The 18,210-nt window shown below is 43.9% G+C and carries 29 protein-coding genes; 1 reads left to right on the top strand and 28 read right to left on the bottom strand.

Annotation, left to right across the window (positions count from 1 at the left end):
• Window positions 1–89: 89 nt before the first annotated feature.
• The 10 genes from P5G61_RS12600 to P5G61_RS12565 all read right to left on the bottom strand — a co-directional run bounded on the left by P5G61_RS12600 (window position 90) and on the right by P5G61_RS12565 (window position 5,961).
• Window positions 90–416 (bottom strand): helix-turn-helix domain-containing protein, encoded by a 327-nt coding sequence (locus tag P5G61_RS12600; RefSeq protein ID WP_301246758.1) that lies wholly within the window; start codon window positions 414–416, stop codon window positions 90–92.
• A 619-nt stretch (window positions 417–1,035) separates the two neighbouring features.
• Window positions 1,036–1,536, bottom strand: a complete 501-nt coding sequence (locus tag P5G61_RS12595; RefSeq protein WP_301246757.1) for a peptidase G2 autoproteolytic cleavage domain-containing protein — start codon at window positions 1,534–1,536, stop codon at window positions 1,036–1,038.
• A complete protein-coding gene (locus P5G61_RS12590) occupies window positions 1,537–1,935 on the bottom strand; it encodes a hypothetical protein (protein WP_301246756.1) in 399 nt (132 codons plus the stop codon).
• Window positions 1,936–2,039: 104 nt separating this feature from the next.
• Window positions 2,040–2,327 (bottom strand): hypothetical protein, encoded by a 288-nt coding sequence (locus P5G61_RS12585; protein WP_301246755.1) that lies wholly within the window; start codon window positions 2,325–2,327, stop codon window positions 2,040–2,042.
• A 224-nt stretch (window positions 2,328–2,551) separates the two neighbouring features.
• Window positions 2,552–3,037, bottom strand: a complete 486-nt coding sequence (gene tnpA / locus P5G61_RS12580; protein WP_301246754.1) for an IS200/IS605 family transposase — start codon at window positions 3,035–3,037, stop codon at window positions 2,552–2,554.
• Window positions 3,038–3,313: 276 nt separating this feature from the next.
• Window positions 3,314–3,583, bottom strand: coding sequence for a thioredoxin family protein (locus P5G61_RS31930; RefSeq protein ID WP_363325742.1), 270 nt, complete (start codon window positions 3,581–3,583; stop codon window positions 3,314–3,316).
• A 310-nt stretch (window positions 3,584–3,893) separates the two neighbouring features.
• Window positions 3,894–4,040: a thioredoxin domain-containing protein gene (locus tag P5G61_RS31925; RefSeq protein WP_363325741.1), complete on the bottom strand. Its 147-nt coding sequence runs from the start codon at window positions 4,038–4,040 to the stop codon at window positions 3,894–3,896.
• 326 nt (window positions 4,041–4,366) lie between these two features.
• On the bottom strand, window positions 4,367–4,531 hold the full coding sequence (locus P5G61_RS12575; protein WP_301246753.1) for a hypothetical protein: 165 nt from the start codon (window positions 4,529–4,531) through the stop codon (window positions 4,367–4,369).
• 180 nt (window positions 4,532–4,711) lie between these two features.
• Window positions 4,712–5,671, bottom strand: a complete 960-nt coding sequence (locus tag P5G61_RS12570) for a sigma-70 family RNA polymerase sigma factor (RefSeq protein WP_301246751.1) — start codon at window positions 5,669–5,671, stop codon at window positions 4,712–4,714.
• A gap of 2 nt (window positions 5,672–5,673) precedes the next feature.
• Window positions 5,674–5,961 (bottom strand): hypothetical protein, encoded by a 288-nt coding sequence (locus P5G61_RS12565; RefSeq protein ID WP_301246749.1) that lies wholly within the window; start codon window positions 5,959–5,961, stop codon window positions 5,674–5,676.
• Between the two features lie 224 nt (window positions 5,962–6,185).
• On the opposite strand from P5G61_RS12565, the gene P5G61_RS12560 reads away from it, so the two are divergent.
• A protein-coding gene (locus P5G61_RS12560; RefSeq protein WP_301246747.1) for an IS1182 family transposase occupies window positions 6,186–7,546 on the top strand; the annotation gives its coding sequence in 2 pieces (ribosomal slippage) (window positions 6,186–6,753 and window positions 6,753–7,546; 1,362 coding nt in all).
• A 110-nt stretch (window positions 7,547–7,656) separates the two neighbouring features.
• Here the strand turns inward: P5G61_RS12560 and P5G61_RS12555 are convergent.
• From P5G61_RS12555 to P5G61_RS12470, 18 genes are all read right to left on the bottom strand, one after another.
• Complete coding sequence (locus P5G61_RS12555; RefSeq protein ID WP_301246745.1) at window positions 7,657–7,998, bottom strand: HU family DNA-binding protein; 342 nt, start codon at window positions 7,996–7,998, stop codon at window positions 7,657–7,659.
• Window positions 7,999–8,103: 105 nt separating this feature from the next.
• The gene (locus tag P5G61_RS12550; RefSeq protein WP_435874145.1) at window positions 8,104–8,427 is read right to left on the bottom strand and encodes a lytic transglycosylase domain-containing protein; all 324 of its coding nucleotides are present in this window, start codon (window positions 8,425–8,427) and stop codon (window positions 8,104–8,106) included.
• Between the two features lie 150 nt (window positions 8,428–8,577).
• On the bottom strand, window positions 8,578–8,820 hold the full coding sequence (locus P5G61_RS12545) for a hypothetical protein (RefSeq protein WP_090807136.1): 243 nt from the start codon (window positions 8,818–8,820) through the stop codon (window positions 8,578–8,580).
• A 138-nt stretch (window positions 8,821–8,958) separates the two neighbouring features.
• Window positions 8,959–9,201, bottom strand: coding sequence for a hypothetical protein (locus tag P5G61_RS12540; protein ID WP_301246741.1), 243 nt, complete (start codon window positions 9,199–9,201; stop codon window positions 8,959–8,961).
• Window positions 9,198–9,491, bottom strand: a complete 294-nt coding sequence (locus P5G61_RS12535) for a hypothetical protein (RefSeq protein WP_301246740.1) — start codon at window positions 9,489–9,491, stop codon at window positions 9,198–9,200. The genes P5G61_RS12540 and P5G61_RS12535 overlap by 4 nt, the downstream gene beginning before the upstream one ends.
• Before the next feature lie 164 nt (window positions 9,492–9,655).
• Window positions 9,656–9,898: a hypothetical protein gene (locus tag P5G61_RS12530; RefSeq protein WP_301246739.1), complete on the bottom strand. Its 243-nt coding sequence runs from the start codon at window positions 9,896–9,898 to the stop codon at window positions 9,656–9,658.
• A gap of 247 nt (window positions 9,899–10,145) precedes the next feature.
• Window positions 10,146–10,643 (bottom strand): hypothetical protein, encoded by a 498-nt coding sequence (locus P5G61_RS12525; RefSeq protein WP_301246738.1) that lies wholly within the window; start codon window positions 10,641–10,643, stop codon window positions 10,146–10,148.
• Between the two features lie 101 nt (window positions 10,644–10,744).
• Entirely contained in the window at window positions 10,745–11,074 is a 330-nt protein-coding gene (locus tag P5G61_RS12520) for a hypothetical protein (protein ID WP_301246736.1), read from the bottom strand.
• The gene (locus P5G61_RS12515; protein WP_363325740.1) at window positions 11,052–11,345 is read right to left on the bottom strand and encodes a hypothetical protein; all 294 of its coding nucleotides are present in this window, start codon (window positions 11,343–11,345) and stop codon (window positions 11,052–11,054) included. The genes P5G61_RS12520 and P5G61_RS12515 overlap by 23 nt, the downstream gene beginning before the upstream one ends.
• Before the next feature lie 151 nt (window positions 11,346–11,496).
• Window positions 11,497–11,808, bottom strand: a complete 312-nt coding sequence (locus P5G61_RS12510) for a hypothetical protein (RefSeq protein WP_301246733.1) — start codon at window positions 11,806–11,808, stop codon at window positions 11,497–11,499.
• Complete coding sequence (locus P5G61_RS12505) at window positions 11,805–12,023, bottom strand: hypothetical protein (protein ID WP_301246732.1); 219 nt, start codon at window positions 12,021–12,023, stop codon at window positions 11,805–11,807. Before P5G61_RS12505 ends, P5G61_RS12510 begins: the two co-directional genes overlap by 4 nt.
• A 195-nt stretch (window positions 12,024–12,218) precedes the next feature.
• Complete coding sequence (locus tag P5G61_RS12500) at window positions 12,219–13,337, bottom strand: hypothetical protein (RefSeq protein ID WP_488199303.1); 1,119 nt, start codon at window positions 13,335–13,337, stop codon at window positions 12,219–12,221.
• Window positions 13,337–13,741 carry a hypothetical protein gene (locus P5G61_RS12495; protein WP_301246730.1) on the bottom strand — a complete coding sequence of 135 codons (405 nt, stop codon included), beginning with the start codon at window positions 13,739–13,741 and terminating at the stop codon, window positions 13,337–13,339. The genes P5G61_RS12500 and P5G61_RS12495 overlap by 1 nt, the downstream gene beginning before the upstream one ends.
• A 178-nt stretch (window positions 13,742–13,919) precedes the next feature.
• Window positions 13,920–14,102 (bottom strand): hypothetical protein, encoded by a 183-nt coding sequence (locus tag P5G61_RS12490; protein ID WP_301246728.1) that lies wholly within the window; start codon window positions 14,100–14,102, stop codon window positions 13,920–13,922.
• Window positions 14,103–14,112: 10 nt separating this feature from the next.
• A complete protein-coding gene (locus P5G61_RS12485) occupies window positions 14,113–14,316 on the bottom strand; it encodes a hypothetical protein (RefSeq protein ID WP_024630422.1) in 204 nt (67 codons plus the stop codon).
• Window positions 14,317–14,536: 220 nt separating this feature from the next.
• Entirely contained in the window at window positions 14,537–14,866 is a 330-nt protein-coding gene (locus P5G61_RS12480) for a hypothetical protein (protein ID WP_152532873.1), read from the bottom strand.
• Between the two features lie 160 nt (window positions 14,867–15,026).
• A complete protein-coding gene (locus tag P5G61_RS12475; RefSeq protein WP_218135383.1) occupies window positions 15,027–15,440 on the bottom strand; it encodes a hypothetical protein in 414 nt (137 codons plus the stop codon).
• Window positions 15,441–15,543: 103 nt separating this feature from the next.
• Entirely contained in the window at window positions 15,544–18,129 is a 2,586-nt protein-coding gene (locus tag P5G61_RS12470; protein WP_301246726.1) for a DNA polymerase, read from the bottom strand.
• Window positions 18,130–18,210 lie beyond the last annotated feature (81 nt).

The following is an 18,210-nucleotide window of genomic DNA, read 5'->3' as shown; positions in this document are numbered from 1 at the left end:
ATCGATTCGTTTACGTTTTACATAGGCATAAAACCCACTCCGGGACACGCCAAACACATGGCAGAGTTTCTGGATATCACCGTATGCCGCTACTTTTTCCATGATCTGAAATCTCTCTTGTTTGCTTCCTCCTTCCAGGTTACCAAGCACTTTTTTAGCAATTCATTCTCCCGTTTCAGGTTTTGCACATAGCGGTCTTGATCCATGTATTCTTTTCGGCGACCTCGCTGATCCATCAGTCCGAACTCGCCTTGCTCACGGTATTTTCGCATCCACCTCTTCATTCGTCCCGGGTCATGAATCCCCAAATGTTCATTAATCTTTCGATAAGTCCATCCTTCAACAATATGTAGACGAATGGCCTCTTTTTTAATCTTCTCCGAATAGGTATTAAACTTTTGTCCCTTTATCGCCATAAAAAATGCACCCCCTAGAATTTCATCGGTTAAACCTAGGGGTTTTTCCAATGTCTATTCTAAGGGGTGCACTTCAAGAGCGCCAAGGGATTCGGCTATTAGTACAACGTGATATATTGATCGCGTTCCCATTGGTGGACTTGTGTACTGTTTATGTACGTTGGTTTCATATGTTCGCATATCTCAATAAAAACGGGCATTTCTAGGGATAAATACAGAATAGCACATTCAAATTTGATCATAAGTTTTCATAAGTTGAGGGACGTTTGGGGGACGTCCCCCTATAAAGCTATATGAATCAAATACTACGGCTTTACAAAATAAAATTGCTTAAAAGTTACTATATATAGAAGAAAGAAATCAAGCCTTCGAATAATCCCTGGCTCGACTAATTATAAAGTAGCTGCAATTATCTCTTCAATCTTAATCCAACTGTAATCTTCTTCGTTTCTGACAAGTTTTGTCCGTCCTGTTTGGCCTGTCAATTGATGCGACTAAGCCCTTTATCTTTTCATCGTCAAAAGATTAAACACCGTCAATGTGACGATCCAAGAATACAAAAAAGCCAATCTTCTGGAAGACTGGACTTATAGTTATTTAAAAATATTTCAAGCTCCGTTTATTTGACAAGAACTTTAATCTGGTTGGCTCCTGTTCTTGCTAATAATCGGAACCCTGCAGTAGCAGCAGTTGCAATTCCTTCATCATTAGGTCGGCAGTAACTATCCACCTGACAGGTTCCATCATCCCTCACAAGGAGCTTACCCATCATTCCTATGGCTACCCATTCCATTCGATCTATACGGGAGACGTACTCGCGTGAATGATCATAAGAGGTGCTAATGACAGCACTGTTGATTGTATAAGCTGGTACTATAACCTCTCCTCGCTCATCCTTTTGCTCCGAAACCACTCTGTCTTCGTATTGGATCTTGCCCCATTCGTCTGTTTCATATTTGCCAATCCAATTTAGGTGGCTGGCTCCCCCTATAAATGACGGCCTCGCACTGACAATACCTGCAACATAGTCATCTCTGTTTGTTGCTTTCCTAATTTTTTCACCAACCGTTGTTACGAAATATCCCGGTTCAATCGGCTGCCCATCTAGGGTTTCAAACATTTAGGCGTAATCCGCAGCAGGTGACATAACAGTTCCATCAATATACAGATCACAGGTTGAACCTTGGAGTACGGCGGCTAATCCTGGGCTAGAACCCTCTAAACCATTGGCCAGATGCCAAGAGATAGGATATAAAGTTTGACCGGCGTATCCCATAATATGTGAAAAAGGGTGGTCCGACTGAACAGTTGTAACGCCGCCTTCTGCATGAGAAAAATTCCCAAAGGCTTTAGTAGTTCCTCCTTCTGCATAAGAACCAACACCACTCGCTCTTGCTCCGGATCCTTCTGAATGAGCAGCATACCCATCCGCTGTGCTATTTCCCTCGGCATGGGCATACTGAGCACTTGCCCATGATTGCCCCTCGGCATGGGAGTTCAAGCCGATAGCCTGTGTCATAGACCCTTCACTGTGAACATTATTTCCGCTAGCTACAGTAAATTGACCTTCGGCATGGGCAGCGTGCCCTGAGGAAACGGTAAGGTAGCCTTCGGCGTGGGACCCTAACCGGATGCTGTTGTATAAGCTCCTTCAGCATGGGCCGCATCGATGTAGCCAGCGTCATATACCCTTCTGCGTGAGATGCAGCTCCCGAGGCGAGTGTGGCTTCCTTCAGCATGAGCTGAATCCATGCTGGCATTGCTCTGATACCCTTCCGCATGTGCTGCTGATGCACTTGCTGTCGTCTGGTATCCTTCCGCGTGAGAAGCAAACCCGCTTGCGGTAGTCGTATTTTCTTCGGTCTCAGAGCAAAGTCCCGATGCATTTTGCTTACACTCTGAATCTGCCATTACCATTCCTCCTAAATTTAGATATAATGTACTCTATTAAAATTTAGAATGATTGGACACTGCATTATCCCCTTACACAAATGCCTGTTTTAGGAAAAATCAAAACCACCTGTATAACGGGTGGTTTGTTCTGCGGCTGAAAGCCTTTGTTACTGGCCAGCCCTAAAAGGGCGTTGAAGGTTCGCCAAACGCACTACTTTTTCGGCTACCCCTAAAGGGGTCCTCTATTTCTTCTTTCGTAGTTCCTTTGTTTCTTCTCCTGTAAACGGATCAATATACTCCGCCATTGTTATTTGTTCCGCGACAATATCTTCCTGCAATTGGTTTTGGATATATTCTTGTATCACTTTCTTGTTCCTTCCAACGGTATCCACGTAAAATCCTTTACACCAGAACTTCCGATTCCCGTATCGATACTTTAAATTTGCATGTCGGTCAAAGATCGTCAAGCTGCTCTTTCCTTTTAAATATCCGATAAACGCTGATACACTAAGCTTCGGTGGGATGCTCACCAACATATGAATGTGGTCTTTGCATGCTTCCGCCTCAATAATCTCCACGTTTTTCCTCTCACATAGTTGTCTTCGTATTTTCCCAATATCCTGTTTTAATTTCCCGTAAATAACCTGGCGTCTGTACTTTGGCGCAAACACGATATGATACTTACAATTCCATTTTGTATGTGCTAAACTGTTCACATCAGATGACATCTGTATTCCTCCTATTGTCGATAAATTCGGTTGGCGAACCAAATTTATTGTAACATTAGGAGGAATTTTTTTTCATACATCGCTGAAAACTATCCCGAACCATACGCATAGCGTATGGTTTTCTTTTCACAAAAAAAGCCTTGAGTATCAAGACTTTTAATGCAAGCATTTTAAGTTCACCTTGCACTTAAGTGAATTTATTACATTACTTCTTATATTATATGGGGATTGATCTGGATGCCAACGCTAGTACCTTTTTCAGACAAACATGTATTATTACCCTAAGTAAAATTTAATGTATTCTTCTAATTGGTCTAGCCAAGCGTCGATTGTCTTCTTTGCTAGAGCACTGCTGAAACGCCCTAGTTCTCTCTCTCCGTGGCTTACAACCACTGTCGGGATGAACTTTACTTCCGTGTGAATGGAAGGATCATACTCAATCCTAGAGACGCTGACCTGCTGTCGTTCCTGAGCAATCTTGTCGAGAGTCTTCTGGAAGCGTCGGCAGTGACCGCAGTCGTTGCTGTAATAAAGAGTCAGGTTCATTCGTCACCGTAATCATTCGGGAACTTATAGAACTTTCCGATAGTTACTGTCCATTTACCGAAGTACAAGCACACGTAGATATTTCTCTTGCCCATGTGGTCGTTAGTGTTGAAGTTAGCCCCTAAAAGGAAAGTTTGGTTGTCATATACCTCAATGTTCCAGCCGTGATAGTCTCGTTCTCTCATATTCGTTCCCCTTTCTATTAGGCGTGGATTGCTATTTCTACATAGGAAGTAATCACGTGCTCAGGTGCATTGCCAGTGAAACGCCCTACCTCTTTGCCTTCTTTTAAAGACCACCGTAGGAACGCTCATAACCCCGATTTTGGAAGCAGCCTCAGCACCGATAGTAGAATCAACATCAATCCACGCTCGACAGTAACCTTAGAGAGTGTTGGAGCAATTAATTTACATGGAACGCACCAAGGTGCATAAAATTTAATGATGTCATTTGACAATTCCTCCGATTATGGGTAAATAAATACGCCTCCTTACTTAGTAGTTTGTGAATGCTTCAGTGAAGGCTTCGAGTGGTTGCAAGCCATCCTCCTTAACGTCCATTCGCATTTTCCGTGTTTGTTGGGGAGTAGACTTCAACCATGTATGTGATAATGTCGTTTCCAGCTTCATCAACATCCGGTACGATGTTCTTAATCGTCAGCACTTTCACGATGTATTAGACCATGTGGTTACTCGTCTCATTTCCGACAATAATCTTGTCACCTACAGCGTACTTCGCAGATACGATAATGTCTGCCATGTGGTTCTCACCTCCCTTCAGGGATTAGTTGAGACCCTCTTCGGGAGTCACCACAGCAGTCTTCAGACCGTCAACCAACTTAAATGCGGTCTCGACTTGGGCAACTTGTCCATGGAAGTCACTGCGGTGAGCTTTGGCTTTAGTAAGAAGCTCTTGGTGATGAGCAATGAGCAATGATTGCTTCCGCATCCTGAGCGATATTTTCCATAGTCAGTACACCGTGTTGCAGTCGAAACTGAAGACCAAGTAAAGCATCCTTCGTGTCACTTCATGTTCAGCCCAAGCCAGTTGTTCAACCAGTTCCCTGTAAGTAGGTGCTTGCAGGGTTACCTTTTAACGAAAATGCCTTTTACGATGTTTGCTATTGATTTAAGCACCTTGTTGGCTGGCTTTCTGACGGATATAATAGAGAACCCTTGTCGAGTAGGTGGAGGTGTCGTAACCACAGACCTCAAGCAGTTCCGTGATATCTTCGATGCAGAGGTTCTCATTACGCTCCTTGGTTTCCTGAGCGAGAATGGATATCTCCCGTTCATACTTGGAAGGAATCTTGGTTTTCTCTTCTTTTACGTCAGACTTACGGCTCTCGATTTTACTTCTAATTCGAGCCAAGGTACGGTTAATCGTCATCGGGTAAACGTTAAGACGTTCCGCAATCTGTGTATTGTTGTTGCTTGCGTCCTCCAAGACTAAACACATGACCTTCTTCTCGAAATCCGTGAACATAGGGTCTTCTAGTAATTGCTTTACATAGAGACGATTGGTAACTTCTTCTTCAATACTTCTCTCGTCCTTGTTGGCGAACTCGAAGTTTTCCATACCGTCGTAGTGCTCAAGTTCATCACTGAACATCGCAATCTCTCGATAGCGTTCGACAGTCACCTTAAGCAGTTCGGACATTTCATCCTCGGCGGGGCGATACCCAAGAGATCCCTCAATCTCGGCCATCCTCTTAATGAGGTCAACTGCACCACGACTTAACCGGACAGACTGAGAGTCACTATAAAGAAGTTGATTGATTTCCCAGAGGATGGGGCGCACGACAAAGGTCGTAAACTTAATGCCCCTATCAAAGTCAAAGTCTCTAATAGATGTGAGTATGCCGATACACGCGTGTTGGTACAGTTCGTCCTCGGTGATACGAAACTTTGAAACAAGTTCCTCGACACTCCCTTTAAAATGCTTGATGATCGAGAAGATAAAGTCTCTATTAGCTTTCAAGAACTCGCCCATGAGTTCTCTATCTTCTTTACATGCTTTCAAGAGTTCTATATTGTGCATATCCTTCAGGTTGTCTTGCCTAAGATGTAGGTAGTTGGGACTCAGCACTATTACTTCACCTCGAACTTTCTGTCTTCTTGTGCAGCTTTCAAAAAGTTCACTACCTCACCATCTGCAGTAACCACGACACCATCCTCGTTGACTGTAAGAATTTTTTTGAAATCGCTCCACTTCAATTTCGGTCCTTGAGGTTTTGCGAAGCCGTTTCTCTCCATAAATGCTTTGTACACAGTGTCATCCATCGTCTTGATTTTCTTGTGGTTGCCTGTGGCTTGGGCATCTGTTACCTCAATATCCAATTCGTTATCGGCTATCTCGGGGGTATTAACAACACTCATTTATCCCATCTCCTTCCGGTATTAAACCGTGTTATTTGCTTCATACTCTAGTAGTCGCGCTATGTATGGTATGAGATGCGAACAAAAAAAAAAAAGACCCCTTTCGGGATCTTCAGGCTGTCGAGAAAGTCTCGACAGCTATTTTTTTTCTCATTTAATTCAACACGACACCGCGTTAATATTGTATAATATTAGTAAATAAACGTGCGGAAGGGTGTACAAATATGTTGCGTTCGAATCGAGAAAAACAACAGGCTTACGAATTTGTTTCCATTGAAGAACTGATTCCTCAAGATCATCTGCTCCGTAAAGTGGATAAGTATATCGATTTTTCTTTCATCGACGAAAAGGTTCGTCCACTATATTGTACGGATAACGGTCGGCCTGCGATCGACCCTGTCGTGTTATTTAAGATGATTTTTCTTGGTTATTTTTATGGTATCCGTTCCGAACGCCAACTCGAACGTGAAATTCAGACCAACCTCGCTTACCGCTGGTTTTTGGGGTTAGGTCTCACCGACAACGTACCGGGCCACTCTACGATTAGCTGGAATCGGCGTACTCGTTTTAAAGACACCGGAATCTTTCAGGAGATCTTTGACGGGATTGTGCTACAAGCGATTCAGCACCGTATGGTAGGCGGACGTGTCTTAGTTACCGATTCAACTCACGTTAAAGCGAATGCGAATAAGCATAAGTACACCAAAGAACAGGTTCTACAAAACACCCGTGATTATGTGAATGAATTTAATGCTGCCGTAGAGGCCGACCGGAATGCACATGGAAAAAAGCGTTAAAACCTAGAGAGGACGTGATAGAGGAAAAGGAAATTAAAGTAAGCACAACAGATCCTGACAGCGGTTATATGATACGTGATGGGAAGCCGGAAGGATTTTTCTACTTAGACCACCGTACTGTGGATTTGAAATACAACATGATTACGGATGTACATGTGACCTCTGGAAATGTCCATGATTCTATACCGTATTTGTCCCGTTTGGATCGTCAACAACAACGATTTGGTTTTAAAGTAGAAGCCGTTGCTCTGGACTCGAGGTACTTGACTTCACCCATCTGCAAAGGGCTGCAAAGCCGAAATATTTTTGCCGTTATTGCTCACCGAAGATTTCACCCGACCCAAGGTTTATTCCCCAAATGGAAGTTCATATATGATGCACAGCGCAATATTTATGTTTGTCCGGCAAAGCACGAATTACCGTATAGAACGACCAACCGCGAGGGATACCGACAGTACACCTCTGATCCACAGCATTGCAAGAATTGCCCGTTATTAAACGAATGCACACGATCTCGAAACCACCGAAAAGTGGTGACCCGTCATGTCTGGGAGGACAGCAAAGAGTGGGTGCGAGGCAACCGGCTCAGTCGATCCGGGAAGTATCTCTACCGAAAACGAAAAGAGACGATTGAGCGAAGCTTCGCGGATGCTAAAGAGCTCCATGGGTTTCGCTATTGCCGTTTGTTCGGACTGCAAAACGTCAGGGAACAGGCCCTGATGACGGCAGCTGTGCAGAACATGAAGAAGATGGCGATCCACATGGATCGCCTGGAAAAACGGGGGTAATCTCCCCTATTTCCTTTTTAAACCGACCACTTAAAATATGAGAAACTCCGTACTTTGAAAAAAGTACAGGGTTTCTCGACAATCTGAAGACCCCTTTCGGGGTCTTTCTATTACTTCAGCGGATAGGTTTTCTTGCCGACCTTGAGTCGTTTTTTGGCAGACTCAGACGGTTTGATAAGGATTGCTCGATATGGTTCAATGACCATCGGCTCTCCGGTCTGAGGATTCTTGACATACTTTGCGTCATAGTCCTTGGGTTCGAGATTAAAGGAATTGATAAGATAGATTCTGTTACCTTGAACCAAGTTTTCGAGAATAGTATCGAGACCTCTCCGCAAAACACGCTCAACATCATTCGGGTGAATCTCATGAAGTGCTCCGTGCTGGTGGGATTCCTCCTTCAAGACCTCTGTGGTCTCTCGGATTATATCTTTCAAGTGCTTATTAGCCATAGCGACAACTCCCTTTCCCGGTATGTTACTACCAATACAGGGGAGTCGCTATGGGCTAGTAACATATCTTGTGTAGCTACCTTTTGATTGTCATCAGTGCTTTGTTTACTTTTGACAGATATTTAGTGTTGTACACTCCCCGTTTAACGTTGCCCTCGCTCTGATTGTACACGCAACGATGCCAAGGTCATTACCGAATCTCTTTTGTGTGTAAGCAAGGTACTTAGCGCCAATCTCGATATTAACTGAAGGATTTTTCAGGCTACCCTTAATCTTCATATATCTCTGTGTGGCGGGGAGCACCTGAAGTAACCCTGTGTCGCCGTGAGTACCGACGAGATTAGAATTAAAGGTAGAACTCGTCTCAACCTGAATCATTGCTAGAATAGTATAAGGACTGAACTCGTAGGTCTTGCTGTGTTTTGCAATAAGTACGGCAAACTTGTTAACGTTCGACTTGCACCGGAAGAATGTTTAATCCCATCAAGTAAGGCGTATACTGCTTGCATGCGCTGTGTACAAGATTTTGATGGGCGGTCACGAACTCGTTGTTCGTCATGTCTCTTACGTTAGTTGTCATTAGACAATGTTCCCTTCAGCTTCAAGAACTTCCAGCAGGGTCTCGTAAGAAGGCAGGTTGATTACTGTCTCTTCAATCCAGTGTTGGAACATATCGAACTTATCTTCAGAGACCAATTTCTCTTCAGTGATGGAACTCAGGAAAATACTCTTCCCGTTCGCTTGGAAGTGAATCTCCTTCGTGTGCTTCTCAGGAACTTCTTTAAGTAGCAAACCTGCGGCTATTCTGTGGTCAATGTTCATCTGTATCACTCTCCCTTTACTCTCAGTAGTAGAGTTATGTAGGGGGAAAGATGCGAAAGAAAAAGAGACCCGAAGGTCTCGAATTTCTTACAATTCACCTCAATCATTGGAAGAGGATACTTTGGCGTAGTTGCGTAGCTAAAATAGGTCTAAACAGGCAAAACAGGAGTTAGCTTTTTTCCTGATAGCGTCGATATTTTCGTTCAATTTGATGTCCGAATTGTACAGGTCTCCGTAGCTTTCTTTCAGGGCATCCAGTTCCGCAGAGATAAGGCACTTGCCCTCCCCTTCAAGCACATTGGTATAATCCAGTCCCATATCAGAAACAGCCTTCCTGTTGTTCTGAAGAATTCCATACACGTCCCTGAACTTAATTTTCATCGTCTTGTCCTCCTAATCGTGCTGAGACGGTTTGTGTAGTCTGCTGAGAAGCAGTCCTGAAGACACTGCTTGTTACCTTCAATAGAAGCCTGAAGCCCAGGGGTGGAAGATACGTTAGCGTCCATGATGCGTTCTAGCAATGATTCAAGCTGATTCTTGTTCCTGCGAATTACGTCTACCGTGGCGGGCGACACATGCCGCATGGCTTGCTCCATATTCCAGATAGCACTCTCAATCATCTCTACTTGCTCTACTACAACTCCAAGAGTGTAAACATAAGTCCTTTCCATTTTATCCCTCCTAGTAATATGCGTTTAAAGTGTCCTAGCATTTAACGATTTACTCCACCGTTAATAGATGACTTCCATTTAACTTTTTGCCAAAACACAAAGTCATATATAGAGTCAGTTTTTAAACACCATTCATGGCGTACCTGCATTTTTTTCTTATAGATCTAGTCCTTCGAGCGACGAATCATCTTCTTTGCTTGCTTCTCAGCGGTACGACGGGTGGCTCGGTTATAAGCCATAAATGGGATAGACTTGTCCAACTCCCCTGCTTTAATCAAAGAAGCCACATCAGATATCAACAGTGGGCTATTTCCCAGAATCATTGCTTTTTCGTTTTTGTCCATCATCAGTTTTACCTTCTTTCGCTTGAGGGTCTTTGTACCTTTACTTCTTGCCGCCCTTCTCACGATAGAACATGCCACCCTTCCATGCGGGGCTATCCTCACCACGGAGCACAATAGGTACGAGTTTAATGACGTACAGGTGGATCTACTTTTCGTACTTTTTGTTTCTTCTGTTTGTTCTCGTTCACTTCATCGGTAGTCGTTCTCAACTTGTTCGTTGAGTCCTTTAACCTTGGTCTATCCTTTTGACAATGAAACCACTTCTTAATCTATGGTGTGCAAACCTCTCAATTAAGAGGGACAGTGTAACCTAGATGGAAGGAGCGAACTTAAAAATTTGGCAGATACAGTCGGGGTCATCGCATCCGTTAGCGTTAGTGTTCCGATCAGGAAGGATCTCTTGGTGCTCATAGTACCCTTGAGCTACGACCGTGATGATACGGTCTTCATCGTGCATACGTATGATGGCTGAATCTCCTGCTCCGATGAAGTGGAACTTACCTGCTTCTAGTTCTGCCTGTGCGGCAGAAACCAGACCATCCTGAATCTCTCCGTCGGTAAGTTCTCCGGCATTTCCGAAGTATTCAAAACCCTGCGGGAACAAAGGGACTGCGAAGGCTTCTTCTGACTTAAGCGTTTGTTCAGCTAAAGTGCTTTCTAATTCCTCGACACGTTTCGCTAAGTCTTTATTTAACTTGACCGTCTCGTCATAGCGCGCGGCTTTTTGGATGATGGCAAGAAAGTCACCACCGTTCATGCTAGGCACTACAGGGAAACCGAAAGGCTTAAAGGAAATCTGTTTTGTCATTGTTGTTACCTCCGTTGTTTGTTTTACTGTCCCTATAGTGGTCGCTCCATACCAGTTGGTAGTTGCAATTGATTCTGTAACTTCGTCGTGGTCCATTACTATTAAATAGTTGTGTTATTGATAGGCTCGGTTGCCTCCTCTTTCACTTCTTCCGCTTTTAATGTCCAGTATGCCACCTTTGTAAAGTGAACCCCGAATACCTCACCCAAGATGTTTTCTACGGCGAATACTTCACCTTCCTTTTGAAACTTACGGAATATTTTCTTGTATTCTTCCTGTACGTCTTTAGCCGCTTTGAGGATTATTTCCACAGGCTTATCTACGCCATCCTCGACAATCTTACCTTTAAGCTTAGGGTCAATCTCGAACCATTCCACCCTCTTAACTTCACCGTTGTCAAGAAAAAAATTAGCTGTTATCTGAACCTTCATTCTTAAAGTCACCCTCTTCGTCTGTATACTGGTAGTCTTTAAAGTCTTTAATGTGAATCTCAATGCTCTCCATCCATTCACCTTGCTCGTTAATCATCTGTTCGATCTCCATGAGTTTCTGAAGGTTGTACTTGCTGACCGGAGGAACGATAGATTCCTCGCCCTCGTCGTACCGAACCCACCACCTGCGGACAGTCTCGATAGTAAATGTCTGATTGATGAAGTTTCCGCAGTGACTGCACCACAGCACCAACGCCTTATCACATTCCATCTCTTCAGGTGTAAAAGAAGAACGTGCCCCACAGTGGGGGCACTTGTTTAAGAATCCTATCATTCATGTCACCTCTCTATAATGGTCAGCGTATGATTAGCGGGAGTTACAAAGTCCTTTCTTCAGGTCTTCAAAACTAGCTTTAAACCTTTTACTTATTTGCGCTCTTGTCTGCTAAGCTGTGGGAAGGTTTGATGAAGGAAGCCAGCAATGCAATACCTGCAAAGATTTGCGGTAAAGCTGAAGCAGGAATTGCTGTGTGGAAAATAGTACTCAGCGTACCAGCCACGAATGAACCCGCAATGAGTTTTAACCCGAACCCGATAACCCAACCTATCAAGAGAGCAAACAAAGTTTTAAGTAGAATAGCACTAATAATAATTGCTAACGCTCCTGCAACTCCAACTGCTCCTGCCGCACCAATACCCAAACCTGCCAATAACGCTCCGACTACTTTTTTCATTGTCGAATCTCTCCCTTAAAGTATTTGAAGTAGTCATGCTCATCACTTAATGGCTCGTACTTGATTCCGTTATCGGCTGGATACGACTCAGTGTGAATTACTTTTAATTCCTGAATCTCTTTAGGTATTCCATTAGGGTAAGCCGCACAGGTCATGTTCTCCCGTTCATCCCTATTAAAGTGCTTGCAGAATATGCAAGGAATTGTAATATCCATTATAAAAATCCCCTCTCCATTACTGCCAATTCAATCTCTTTCGTATACGTGACTGATTGAGTTTCTTCTATATAAAGGAGCTTCACTCAGACAAGCAAGGCAACGTAAGACGCTTTTAGGAAATTTGCTCCCTCATACAGAGATATAGAGCTCGTTATTAAAGAGAGGGTTTATGAAACACATGTTGGCACATCGTTACCACCCTTCACACTTGAATCCACCATACTGCTCGTACCACTCCCATATCTTCGCATCAATAGGCACTCCGGTTATCTTGGCGGTGAATGTTTCAGGCATCAACTCAATAGGAAACCACTTGGTCGCATAGTTACAAAGGTGGTTCGCAATATACGTCGAATCCGCATTGGTGAGGATTGTCTTCGCTCCGTAGTTGTCAGGGTCAAGGGCAGAGTACGTATAGAACTGTTGTGCTCCAATGTTGTGATAATGAAGCCAGTGCCCAATCTCATGAATGACCGTCCTCAGTTTATTAGGAGAGGACTTCTGTCCAGTATCGTATTCCATTTGAGCGATGACATCAGCGTTGGCGTAGTCATACGTCTTACTTACGACAACCTTTCCAGAGGAAGGGTCAAAGTATCCATTCGCACCATTACCGTTCTCAATCTTAATTGTTAGCTTATGCTTCTGAATCATATCAGCGAAGCCGCCGCAGGTATTCAGGAGTAAGGCCAATGCTTCGGTCACATAGTTAGCGGCATCAATCTTCTTAGCGAAGTTTACTGACACTCCTAAGTTACTTGCCCACTTCTCAGCTTCAACAACGGAAGTAAATGGTTGCCACGTAACAGGAAGCTGTATGCCACTTTCCGGTGCGTCCGGTGGTTGTTGGTCTTCGGCTGGCTCTTCGGGCGGGTCAGGGTAGTTACCTAAGTCAGTTGTTCCGGTGAGTACAAGGTTAACGTCAGGCTCAGTAAGGAAGTGGAACATCAACTCAAGGTTCTTTCCGTCTCCGTGTGGTGTGTGGTACTCGAACAGGAACTCTTTACCTGCCACCACTGGATGCGCTACCTGAAAGTACAAGCCTTCCTCGTAGTTCTTGCAATGAATGTTCTTGGCGAGTACCTTTCCGTCCACAGTTAAATTCCAGTAGTCTTCGACGGTATTCATGTTCGTTCTGATGGATACCGCATAGAACTCAAGGTCATGGGACATTGTAAAGGTATCTTTAATCATCCTATCCCCGTTCGCCTTAGCAGGAACCGTGATTGCCCTGCCCACAAAATGAGGGTGAGGTTTGGTGGGGTAGTAGGGTGGGTCTAGTCGCCCACCGACAGCGTAACGATCGAACATTACTGACCTCCCTCAGTCTTGGAATCCATTATCTCTGTAATCACCCTAAGACGGAACCCGCAGGTTGCTTTGAGGTCCTGGAACTCTTCCATAAATGTATCCTTGTGATGTTTTACAAGTGCCAAGCGCGTAAAAGCATCCTTGTTTTCACGGTATCTGGCCTTCTTTCCAGCAAGATGCTTACCCCTGTGTTCGTGGTATTGCTTAATCCCCCTTATTCTCCGGTCACAACAAGTGAATAGATGATTACTGCTACATATTTTTTGGAAGGTCTTACCGCTTTTCTTGCAAACAAAATCCTGTTTTACTCTGGGTTTGTAAGGCGCAACGAAGGTCATACCCCCTATTTTTTTAAAGTCAGTTGTCAAGTTAGACCAATTAATAGTTGAAATTTTGGGTATCACTTTATCTACTCCCATCTGTCGGAGAAGTTTGTATAGCCAAGTACGGAGGGTGAAGATACCTTCTCTTTCCTATGGCTGGCTTTGTTCTCATATCTTTACGAATTCCTATGTAATCTCTGAGCATTCTCCAACCTTGACCAAGTTTCCTTAACCATAATACTTACTGAAGATGATGGAACTAATCGTCTTCACTGACGCCCTTCTTCAGAAAAACACCGACAACAGAGACGTATCTTAAACCAGCGTATTTTTCCTCAGCTACATCGTTCGAGTCATCCCAAAGGGCATTCATCTTGTTTGCGTCCTTGATGGTGTTACCGCCCATGGTAAGCAGAATCTCTTGCAATGGCTCAGCACTCATGTGTTTCCTCCTAGTGTAAAATAGTTGGTTCGCCGTTCATCTGCTCAACTTGATTCATGACTTGCATCATCTCTTGAGCGAAGGTGATAATCATTGCTGCGGCTATATCAGAATCGACTTCCTCTTGCCGACCGCCATTCTTAGCGATGTTCTTTGCCGTGTGAGCAACCTTACCTGCGATGATTTCTGCGTATTGTTCTGTTGTCATCTTCAAAGCTTGTCGCCCCTTTCTCTATAGTGGTCGCTACATAGTCTCGGATAGTTGCAAGATCAAATTTTCAAGGAAAGGAGTGCGAAAGCAGAAACGCCCATCTTCTTGCTCAGACCTAACTGCCCTTCATAATCAACTCAAGAGTGGATGGAAAATCCAAAGGACGAATACTCGACCGCTCCGTAGTGACGGTCTTCCTTGTTCCGTTCAATGTCTCCGGTTCTCATACGCTGAATGTCCCCGCTTTACGTCCAACCTGAAGCTTGTTAGATTGCAGGATGTAAAGGAGTTGAGCAGTTGTCACAGAACCACCGAACTTACTTTCAATCTCACGAGTCAGAACATCTTGAGCACGTTCAGGTCTCGGCAGGATTGCGGCAGGTTCTTCGACCAAAGTGTAGCTGTGAATACCGTCACCCAAGTTGTCAACACGAATCTTGTAGCCTTGCTTGTACAGTTCTTGGAGACGTGCCGCCCAACGCTGGCTGATTTCGTACATTTCGTAGTTAGCCAATCCTTTAGAACCTGCGTTACGCAGTGCGTTCAGCACCATCGCTCGTTGAGAAGTACGCTTCTGCGTATTAGGGTTGAATTTTACTGTTGTCATGTGTCCCTGGCTCCGTTTCGATTGTTTGTTTTGCCTTACACTCACAGTAGTCAAGCCATCGACGTAAAAAGGTGCGATAAAATAAAAAGACCCCCGAAAGGATCTTTTAGGTCTTCTTGGCTTGGACTCTTGAGGTTAAGTTAACCATCGCCAGAGTAGGTACAGAAGCCGAAACGGGCGGCTGGACTTGGTATGGCTTGTCTCCTATAAAGGCAGTAGCGCCATTACCGGACACCGCTATTGTTACGTTTGCCTCCTTATCTACTGCTTCAATGACAAGCACCGTTCTTGGGTTATCATCGTGGATACCGCCCACCTTGGCGTAAACAGGGCATCCTGCCGCTGTTAATCTACTTGCGATATGCTGAACCAGTTCGGAGGTTACATGCGTATGGCTGGTCTTATACTCCCCTACGTTTAATGTGATGGGGTAATCCGTTCCGTTGACAGTAACGACGATGTTGTCATTAGCTCCAGTTTTAATCTCTGTGTCTTGTGCAAGAGAAACGTTTCCCCACACCCTAATCCCTGAAGCTGTTGCCATGTTATCACTCCTTTCAGACTTGCTATCTTCAATATAAGGTACTTATCTTAGTTAGTAACAAATAACAAAGAAGCCGTTATTATGCGGCCTCCTCTTCTTCCTCTTCGTCATCCTTCTCAGCAAACATACCGACTTCATACTCGATACCGAACTTGGAAAGCTTCTTCTTAACCTCTTCCTCGAAGATATCTCTCCAATCCAAAGCACCTTCGTTCATAAGACGGATTTGCTCTTGCGAGAAGTTGCCGCCCCAATAAGGAGATACCTCAATATCCGATTTGAATTGGACTCCTGCATCGTTAGGGATAACATTAGCCATTGTATCTGTAATCGCCTTTAGTACGGCTAGGTCAACGGTCTCAGGGGCGTCGAAAATCAACTCGTCGTGTACCTGAAGGACAAGGTGGATATCATCCTTCTCAAGTTGAGACACATAGCCGTTAATTACCCACTCACGACGGTTTAAGCACGTAGTTCCGTCTGGTCGTTTAGGGTAGAACAGTTCCACCATCGCCTTCTTGGATTGGTCAGCGCTTGAGCCCTGGATTTTGGCATTACAACTCTGCCGCTTGCACTTTTCAATTTTCCAGTGCCAACCAGAACGCTTCCACAGATCCTCCTGTTTAGCTTCAGCAATGGTCTCACCGAATCTGCGTTTGCGTCCAAGAACAGTCTCAATGTAGCCCTTCTCCATAACCTCTTTGTGGGTTGTTCCTTCCCACCTAAGGTAGTTAGGCATGGAGGACTTAAAGCCGTCAATCAGTTCCTTTGCTTCCTCTTTACTGGATTCAATTTGGTCACTTAAGCCCAAGTCCGTAATACCGTAAATTACACCGAATACTACGGACTTGGTTTTCTTACGAAGTAACTCAAAAAATGTGGAAAGGCGTTCAATGGTCGGACGGACAATCTCCGTAGTAGAAGAGTTAGTGCCCTGTTCTTTACTGTTCATATAAGTTATTGCATAGATAAGTCCATGAGAACCTGCATATTTCGTAATCGCTTCATCTACGTTAATGCTGGTCTCTTCTTCTGAATCCCCCTTGTAGCCCCGAATCGTCTCGAACATATCATAGTCGAAGCTGTGAATCTGGCATGTTACCCGACTGTGCATATCAAGCCCTAGCTTGAAGATATCAATGAGGGTTTGTTCCTGAGTAAAGATAGCCAACCAGCGCAATTCCTGTTGCGAGAAGTCTCCGCTGACCAGTAGTCTCCCACTAGGGGCACGGAAGGCATAGCGAATCAGGTCAAATTTAGATGGAATTTGCTGAAGGTTTGGTGCTGAACAGGAAACACGTCCAGTCCTTACCAGTTGGTTGTAGGAACAGTGGATGATTCCTTCTACCGTATCGTCAGGAAGCTTATTACAGAAGGCATCAATTAGCTTCGACAGCCCACGGTATTCCAGAATATAGTCGATAATTTTGTGAGTCTTATCACCAAGGGTCACGGTTACCTTCTTATTCCTTGTAAGTACCTTCTTACTTGTAGACAGCCTAGGTACTTTACGCTTTAGGTCTTTGTCGTAAACCATTTCAGCCTCAAGAATCTTATGCTCTACATATAGTTTGCTGGCTAGTTGTGCGGGAGAGCCTAGGTTAAACTCTTCCACTACTTCGTACTCTTCCTTAAACTTAATCCCTTGTCGCTGTCGGGTTCGTGACTTAATAAGAGTAATCGTTCCGCCTAAGACGGCGAAAATATCTGCCTTAAGTTCGTCCAATTTCTCTTGTAGAACTTTACCAATAATATCTTTCAGAAACTTGGAGTCTAGCTCTACTCCCCGTCGTTCTGCTGTAGCAAAAACAGCCAGCAATGGCATCTCAACTTCTCGGAAAAGACGGTAAACTCCGTCAAGTCCAAAAGATGGATTTTCCACAATGCTTTTTTGATATCTGAACACCCAATGAGTCATGAATACGTCATGGCAAGCATAGTAGTTAGAAAGCCTGTGAGGTATACTATCAAATGGAATCTTGTCGAACATGTTACCGAACTTAAAAGTTGGGCGACTAAGTTCATCATGGCTCAATTTACCTTGCTCGATTAGCCAAGGAAGAGCGTAAGAGTTGTACCATTCCTTCAGACCTTTTGGTTTATTTTCGTTTAATAAACCGCCCATAATCATCGTGTCCCAATAGATATTAAACGTAATGTCAATATCTGCCCAATTCTTGAGTGCGTGAATGTCAAACTTTGCGTTTGCCATGACAATCATTTTCTCTTCTTCTAACAACGGTTTAAGAGCGGTTGATACCGTATCAAAAGACAAACATTCAACATTTATCGACATTTCATGTAAAAAAGGGCGCATGGGTATATTAAAATACTCTTCTGATTCAAAACCTATGGAAATTGAGATTAAAGTGTCCCGCCAGTTGTTTAGTCCATAAGTCTCAGTGTCGAGATAGACATAGGCATCGCCTTGATACATCGTTTTATATGCTTTGTAGTAGTTGACTAATCGCTGAAGTAACTCAGGAGTATTGATGAGCGTGTAATTGTCAGGCATGACGATCGATGCTTCTACGTCTAAGATTTTCTGTTCTTTCTTAGTGAGTTTCTTCGCCTTTTTAACTATTTCTGTATTCCTAGTGCGTGTGGTTCGGGCAGACTTCTTTTCGCCCTTAGTTAAAATGTTGATGACTTCGTTATCTGACATACTGGCCCTCCCTATCGATATGAAAATAACGTTGTAATGAATATTATTGACTGTCGTGTTTAAATAGGGTATTTAATAACG

Source organism: Paenibacillus vandeheii (assembly GCF_030433635.1).
Lineage (GTDB): Bacteria > Bacillota > Bacilli > Paenibacillales > Paenibacillaceae > Paenibacillus > Paenibacillus vandeheii.
The sequence above is the reverse complement of the archived record's forward strand: the minus strand, read 5'-3'. Positions and strand labels throughout refer to the sequence as shown.